Consider the following 7,656-nt stretch of genomic DNA (forward strand, 5'->3'; position numbering starts at 1 on the left):
TTATTTGTCTATGAAATTTTTATATCGTTTTTTCTCTTCCCCTCAATTAGCCCTAATACTATTGCTTGTTTTTGCATTGGCCATGGGCACGGCCACGTTTATTGAAAATGACTTCGGAACAGGTACAGCTTGGTCAAAAGTATACAATGCGATTTGGTTCGAATTGGTCATGGCAGGATTAGGGCTGTGTTTTATTGCCAATATCTTTAAATATCGTCTTTGGCGCAAAGAAAAATGGTCAATTCTACTGTTTCATTTGTCCTTTATTATAATCCTAATTGGGGCTGGAATTACTAGGTACCATTCCTATGGGGGAATCATGCGAATACGGGAGGGATCTTCGTCCAATATTATCATTTCGGATAAAAACTATTTTCGGGTGGATTTTGAAGACAAAGGAATAAACAAATATTGGGAAACGCCTGTTTCATTTTACTCTGGAATGGGAACCAATTTTTCCATGATATTCGATTGGAAAGACCACCCTGTTAAAATTACTTACCGAAAGTACATTCCGGATGCGCGACCGGAAATAGTGGAAGATCAGGAGAATGGGTATCCCCTTTTAAAAGTGGTAGTAACTACCGGAAATGGTAGGGAAACCCTTTTTTTAAAGAAAGGGGAAATTGAAGAGCTTGGAAGGTTTAAACGGAAATTGGGATTTGAGGCAGAGGGTAGCAATCTTATCAATCTGTTCGAATCCAATGGTACATTCCAAATACATTCCACTGAACCCTTGGATTTCTTTGTCATGGCCGATCAAAGTGCTGGAGTAATCAAAGCGGATACATTACAAACGATTAAGCTTAAAAACCTATACCGCTTAGGGGATATTTCTTTTATTCCTCTTTCCTTTCATCCCAAAGGGCGAATAGAATTGGTTCCCAAAGGTGAAAACAATCTTCAAAATGACAAGACCTTAGACGATGTATTATTGGTTAATGTAGAAAGGAATGGTATACAAAAGGAAGTAGCCCTACTTTATCGTGAAGGCCATCTTCCACCCACACATGGTGTTTCCATAAATGGTTTAGGTTTGAAGCTCTCTTATGGGGCCAAACCAATTGACTTACCGTTTTTCATTAAACTTAGGGATTTCCAATTGGAGCGCTATCCTGGTTCCGAAAGTCCCTCGTCATATGCTAGCGAGGTTGTTGTGGTTGAGGACGAAAGAGCAACATCCTACCGTATTTTTATGAATAACGTCCTCGACTATGGGGGATACAGGTTCTATCAAGCTAGTTACGATACGGATGAAAAGGGAACCGTGCTTTCCGTCAATCATGATGTGGCCGGAACTTATATCACCTATCTTGGCTATTTTTTAATGATGACAGGTATGTTCTTCACGTTGTTCGGAAAAAAATCCAGGTTTATATTGATCAATCAAAGATTGCGTCAACTCAAGGCAACAAAAAAGCGAATATCGGCCACCTTGATTATCGGCCTATTTTCATTGACGTCTTTTGCCCAAAAAGATATACCCATAGACGTTTTGGTTGCCCAACAACAAGTGGAGCGTCAACATTCTGATCTATTTGGACGTTTAATGGTCCAAGATTTAGATGGACGCATTAAACCAGTAAACACCTTGGCATCCGAATTTTTAAGAAAGGTGTCGCGTAGGCCCTACTTCAAATTTGAACTAGGGCAGCAAAAGATAAGGTTGGATGCCAATCAAGTGTTTTTAACAATGCATGTGGCTCCTAAGGCCTGGCAACACATTCCGATTATTAAAATAGATGTCAAAAAGGGAAGGGGCTTTTTCGAAAATCTAAAAGTCAACAAGGAAGGCCTGATTGCTTTCAATGATCTAATTGACCTCAAAGGCGAATATGTATTATCAAAAAAAGTGCAGGAGGCTAACGCCAAAAAGCCTGCTGAACAAAGCGAATTTGATAAAGAGATACTTAAGGTAGATGAACGTTTCAACATTTTGTTTAACATTTTTTCAGGAAATTATTTGAAAATTTTTCCAAATCGTCTGGATGAGAATGATACTTGGTTCAGTTATAATCACCACTTTTCGGATTTCCCTTCTGAGGATGCCAGGTTTATTGAGACCATCATGCCCAATTACTTTGAGGACATCATTGAGAGAAATTGGAAGGCAGCCTCTGAAAAGCTTTCATATATCAGTACTTATCAAAGTACTTTGGGGGCTCATATCATACCCAGCACAAAAAGAAGGGAGGCGGAAATATGGTACAATGCCATGAACCTTAACTTTTGGTTATTTCAGGCCTTCTTTACTATTGGATCTATACTATTGGTTTTGGTCCTTGTCAGGATATTCAAGAATAACCGGTTGTTAATCCTCATTTGGAACATCATGGTTTTAGTTGTGCTTGTGGGTTTTCTTGTATTTAGCGGTAACATTCTATTACGTTGGTTTGTGGCAGGGCACGCTCCTTGGAGCAACGGCTACGAAATGTTGGTGTTTGTAGCTTGGGTATTGATGCTTTGCGGACTCATGACCTTCCGAAAGTCTGATTTTGCATTGCCCTTGGCTACGTTGTTCTCTGGTTCATTGCTTCTTGTGAGCTATCTTGATTGGCTAAACCCTGAAATCACCAATTTAATGCCTGTACTTAAGTCCTTCTGGTTAAAAGTACATGTAGCTACCATCGTAAGCAGTTATGCTCCTCTTGCACTTTCTGCGGTTATTGGTCTTATGGCCTTAATACTGATGATTTTAAGGACCGACTCTACACACAAGACTATTGGTCTTAAAATTCGGGAACTGACCTATATTAATGAAATTTCAATGACCATTGGACTTTTTGTGTTATCTGTTGGCACCTTTTTAGGGGCTGTTTGGGCCAATGAATCCTGGGGGCGATATTGGGCATGGGACCCTAAGGAAACATGGGCCCTTATTTCCATTATCGTGTATGCCGTTGTATTGCATTTACGTTTTATTCCAAGTCTTAGATCCGATTACGTATTAAACCTAGCTAGTGTCATAGCTTTTGGTTCCATAATAATGACTTCTTTTGGAGTGAACTACTATTTATCTGGATTGCATAGTTATGCCGCTGGGGATCCTTTGCCCATTCCTAAATTTATCTATGTGATATTGGTAGTAGTACTGGCTATAGCTACCCTAGCATATATAAAAAGGAAGAAAAAGCGCGAAAAAACGATATGTGCTGAATAAGGGTTTTAAACAAACAAGTGTAAATATTTGGAGTACCACTTTATTAGTTGAGCGAACCCCTATGAACAATATAAACTATGTATTTAAAATAAAAGGGAACAACAAAGATTATTGAACGTTTGGATAGAATCCTTCAGCAAATGGAGAACGCCCAGGCTGATATTCAATCGCGTCAACACTTATTATAAAAAAGTGCGACATATATGCATGGATTAAAGTTCATTTCAGAATCTATTTCAAAGTTAAACCGATGCAATAAGATCAATTTCCCAGTAACAAGGGCATCATGGAAAACCAGATTTAATTATTCTATGGTTTTTCATATTTTTAAGGAAAATATTTTTTGACACGATTTGTTACAATTACTGCTGAAACGACCATGACCAGAAATCGTATGGATTTCCATTACATTATTTCACTTTTTGTTATGTTAATATGATAGAGAAATATCTCCCTAAATGAAAATTATTTTTTTATGCCGTCAAATAGCTAGTATTTCGTATATAAGTCTACTTCTCTTCAAAATGCATATAATAAAATCATTCACTGATTAATCAATGAATGATTTTTAGAAATGGTGACAAAAAGTTTTATCTATAATCAACATTTTTTATCATAGGATAAGACTTTCAAAAAATTATCTTGAGAACTTTGTTGCAAATAACAAGATAATCCTAACCGGATTGCCTATAAAATCAATAGGACATGAAAAGTATAGAAGTAATGAACCACTTAGCTACAGGTAAATTCGTCCACGTAGATGGAACCAATGCTTTTGTATACGATCAAGGATCGGGAGAACCAGTAGTGTGCTTTCATGGGGTACCCGCTTCCTCTTATCTCTATCGGAATATTGTGACTGGACTGGCTATTAAAGGATTCCGGGGTATTGCTTTTGACCTCTTGGGAACAGGCCTATCGGAAAGGCCTGAGAATTTTGACTACACCTGGACCAATTTAGGTAAATGGTCGCTAAAACTGATTGACAACCTCCGATTGAAAAAGTTCCACATCGTACTTCACGATATTGGTGCTCCAATTGGCTGCGAGGTAATCGCCAAGATACCCGATCGAATCCTTTCGGTGACTATAATGAATGCACCACTGGCAAATCTGCACCGTTTTAAAAAACCATTTCCAATGTTTCTGTATGAAAAAAAGGGGGTTGGCGAACTTCTGGCAAATTCATCAAATGCCATTGGTTTTAAAAAACTCATGCACTTGAAAGGGGTCGTTGATCGCGATAAGATTGGCTTTAACGAAGCCCGAGCGTATGCAAAATTCTTGAGAGGGAACAATCAAGGGAGGTCCTTTATTAAGATAATGAGGGGATTTGAAACTACGATGAAGAAGGAAGTGCTTTACATCAATGCACTCAAAAATCTTAACGTACCCAAACAAATTATTTGGGGGACGGAAGATAGAGGTTTGACCATTGAGGAAAATGCTGAGCCCTTGCGCAATGCTTTAGGGTTGGAAAAGATTATCAAATTGAATGGCAAGCACTTTCTCCAAGAGGACAGATACGTTGAAATAACGGAGTTAATTTCAATGCTAGCAAAAACGTAATACTAGGATATGTATTTTACCCCAGGGAAAAAATGTCTCTGTCCTTCCGCACTAATTTGGTCTATCAAATAAAAGATTAGCTTTCAAGGTATCCAAATAGTTCGTTGAGATAAAATAATAAGTAAAAAGATCCTTAATATATAATAGAAATGCAATCATAAAACTAATTGTGGCAAGTTCGATTCTAGAGTTTTTTTTCAATAAACCTATTCATAAGGGTAAAAGATTTGAGAAGAGTCTTTAGAGATATGTCTACCTATATTCCGTGAGACGGAGTAATTGATGAAGGAAATGAGGCACATTCATTACATAGAAGTGTTAGACAGAATCGTTAGATGTTATGCAATCTTTCATTATCAGTTTTATGAGCGATTAGGCAGGATACAAGTAGGACCAAATTTTGCAAGAAACTGGCACTTACTTTAGATAAGTATTGTAGAATTTGAACCAAATTCTGAGTCAAAACAACTTTAAATAATCTTAAAAATAGAATATCATGACTGTATTAAACAACATTGGGCTCCAAGACCAGCCTTCAAGGGAGTTGGCTGAAAAACTGAATATTCTTTTGGCCAACTATCAATTATTCTATATGAATGCCAGAAGCTTCCACTGGAACATTAAAGGGAATTCCTTTTTTGAACTACACCTAAAATTTGAAGAACTTTACACAGATTCATTAATCAAAATCGATGAGATTGCGGAAAGGGTACTGACCTTGAGTCATGGCCCCTCGCATACCTTTTCCAAGTACTTGGCTGACTCCAGCATAAAAGAAGCCAAAAATATTAGCAAAGGTAATGAGGCTATCAAAAAGATTTTAGAAGGATTTGAGATTCTCTTGCCTTTGGAAAGAGAGATTTTATCATTGTCTGACGAAATGAATGATGAAGGCACCAACGCAATGATGAGTGATTACATCCGTGAACAAGAAAAATTGGTATGGATGTATTCTGCGTATTTAAATGAACATTAATAACCTTTAATCATGAGTTTTTTAGAAGCAATGGAATATGGGTATACAAATCAGAAATATTATCCCACCCATACTAAAGAGAAAAAAAAATTGACTGTAGTGGTCAGAGTTTTTGCGAAGGCCAACGGACGTGGGTTAATAAAGTCTGAATTAACCAAACTAATTGAGTCCATGGGAAAGGAAAAAGGCTGTATCAGTTGTAATCTTTACCAAGACAGCCAAAACGATAATCTTTTCCTACTTATTGAAAATTGGGAAAACAAGGATTTATGGCAAAAACATATGAACAATAAACACATGAAGTCATATATGAAGGCTACCAGTGGAGCCATTAAGGAGTTTACAATAAATGAATTGTTTCATATTGTATAATTCCTCTTTCAGTGATAATGGTCGGAAACGATAATCCAGGCCAAATCTCCAATCATTTTTTACTGAAGATCTCCTAGTAAAAGTTAGTCCTTTCAAAAATAAGATGAAAAAATAGCTATTCCACTCAATTGAACCCTGGTTTGGGCAAGAAAAAACAATCCCAAATCACTATAATGATTTGAAAATCAATTTTCTGAGATATGAATTCGTTTTGAATAAACTTGAAATCATGACCAAGTCGAAAAAAGTTCATTGGTAAGGGCAATTTAGGGAAACCAAAAATAAAATGTGACAAGTGTGTTTGTGGTCAAATTCCTCACAAGCTTTTTATCGCCTCCTAAAATCCATAATGTTGACTACATAACTACCGTTATCAAAGATGTAATTCATAACGATTACCGCTACGCACAAATTATTGACCTAACCTTGAAGAGAAATCCATATCACTTCTGCAATAGAAGAAGAGAACTTGGCTTATATCAATGTTGATTCTAGCATCTTTTTCGTCAAACCTACCAGCGATTTCTATTTGAACGATGAGCAATATAATATTATTGCAGTCAGTAATATAGTCAGGTTTGGGGTGACCGACTAACTGAATTAATAAATATCGCAAGACAGAAATAAATTTTCAATAAAAGTTGAGCGACAAAAGTCTTTTGTTTGATTACTGAAATGATTTACTTGAAATATCACAAATTTTGGGGCATGCTTTTAGGTCATTGTAATTCCAATTCAGTTTGACTGTGAATTTTTTCAATCCAGGAAATAAAATCTATACATCCCAGTAGTTTATTTCGCACTAAAATAACCGCCAAGATTTTCAATAGAACTAGAACCTATACTATTTTGTTCAAATGCATTTACCAACGATAGTGTTAAAATAAATGGTCCAGTTCTTCACTTTTTTTCTTAGTTCTATACAATAAGCTTCTTTATGGCCACTTACTCTAAATAAAATACCCAAATACTTCTAAGGTATTAATGTTTTTCGCTATATTTAAATGTATTTTCTTCTATATAATTTGGTTAGAACGGATAAGTATATCAAACTTCAGGATATCCTCCAATGGGCTGATACCCTTGACCTTAATATTGAAAGCATACGGGTGAAGAAGGGCAATGTTTTTCTTGAGCAGGGCCATAAATGCAGTTATTTTTATTACATCGTCAGTGGATTGATGCGCATTTTCTACTATGATCGTGAAGGCCATCAGGTCACGCATTGGTTTAGCTCCCAGGATATGATGATAACCTCTCCAGATAGTTTTTTCAACAACAATGAGAACATCCTAAATTTTGAGGCACTGGAGGATTGTGAACTGTTGTTAGTGACTAGGGACCATTTAAAAACCGCCTCCAGAAATGTCCCTGGCTTCGATACCCTATACCGAAAGCTCATCGTCGATTTCACCATATTGTTAAGCAGGAGGGTGATGAGCATCCACACGGAATCCGCGGAGTACCGATATTTGCAACTCATCAAACAATATCCTGGTATTTTTCATAGGACCAAGCTCTCCTATATTGCCTCCTACTTGGGGGTCACCCAGCAAAGCCTGAGCAGGATACGGAAAAA

7 protein-coding genes are annotated in these 7,656 nt (G+C 36.9%); all 7 read left to right on the forward strand.

The window, feature by feature from the left end; translation table 11 throughout:
- Nucleotides 1–10 precede the first annotated feature (10 nt).
- On the forward strand, nucleotides 11–3,160 hold the full coding sequence (gene ccsA / locus Q0993_RS17880) for a cytochrome c biogenesis protein CcsA (protein WP_299535671.1): 3,150 nt from the start codon (nucleotides 11–13) through the stop codon (nucleotides 3,158–3,160).
- A 705-nt stretch (nucleotides 3,161–3,865) separates the two neighbouring features.
- Entirely contained in the window at nucleotides 3,866–4,729 is an 864-nt protein-coding gene (locus Q0993_RS17885) for an alpha/beta hydrolase (protein WP_299535672.1), read from the forward strand.
- A 496-nt stretch (nucleotides 4,730–5,225) separates the two neighbouring features.
- The gene (locus tag Q0993_RS17890; protein ID WP_299535673.1) at nucleotides 5,226–5,705 is read left to right on the forward strand and encodes a Dps family protein; all 480 of its coding nucleotides are present in this window, start codon (nucleotides 5,226–5,228) and stop codon (nucleotides 5,703–5,705) included.
- A gap of 12 nt (nucleotides 5,706–5,717) precedes the next feature.
- Nucleotides 5,718–6,077: a putative quinol monooxygenase gene (locus Q0993_RS17895; RefSeq protein WP_299535674.1), complete on the forward strand. Its 360-nt coding sequence runs from the start codon at nucleotides 5,718–5,720 to the stop codon at nucleotides 6,075–6,077.
- Between the two features lie 303 nt (nucleotides 6,078–6,380).
- Nucleotides 6,381–6,566 carry a DUF4437 domain-containing protein gene (locus Q0993_RS21935; RefSeq protein WP_367279644.1) on the forward strand — a complete coding sequence of 62 codons (186 nt, stop codon included), beginning with the start codon at nucleotides 6,381–6,383 and terminating at the stop codon, nucleotides 6,564–6,566.
- The gene (locus Q0993_RS21940; protein ID WP_367279646.1) at nucleotides 6,520–6,672 is read left to right on the forward strand and encodes a hypothetical protein; all 153 of its coding nucleotides are present in this window, start codon (nucleotides 6,520–6,522) and stop codon (nucleotides 6,670–6,672) included. The genes Q0993_RS21935 and Q0993_RS21940 overlap by 47 nt, the downstream gene beginning before the upstream one ends.
- 409 nt (nucleotides 6,673–7,081) lie before the next feature.
- Nucleotides 7,082–7,656: Crp/Fnr family transcriptional regulator (locus Q0993_RS17900; protein WP_299535675.1), on the forward strand; the 575-nt coding region annotated here is incomplete at its 3' end.

The sequence above is a fragment of the Ulvibacterium sp. genome (assembly GCF_028285715.1).
Taxonomy (GTDB): domain Bacteria; phylum Bacteroidota; class Bacteroidia; order Flavobacteriales; family Flavobacteriaceae; genus Ulvibacterium.

Coding starts and splice junctions, on each gene's coding strand:
- ccsA (WP_299535671.1), top strand. CDS start 11: ATGAAATTTTTATATCGTTTTTTCTCTTCCCCTCAATTAGCCCTAATA.
- Q0993_RS17895 (WP_299535674.1), top strand. CDS start 5,718: ATGAGTTTTTTAGAAGCAATGGAATATGGGTATACAAATCAGAAATAT.
- Q0993_RS17885 (WP_299535672.1), top strand. CDS start 3,866: ATGAAAAGTATAGAAGTAATGAACCACTTAGCTACAGGTAAATTCGTC.
- Q0993_RS17890 (WP_299535673.1), top strand. CDS start 5,226: ATGACTGTATTAAACAACATTGGGCTCCAAGACCAGCCTTCAAGGGAG.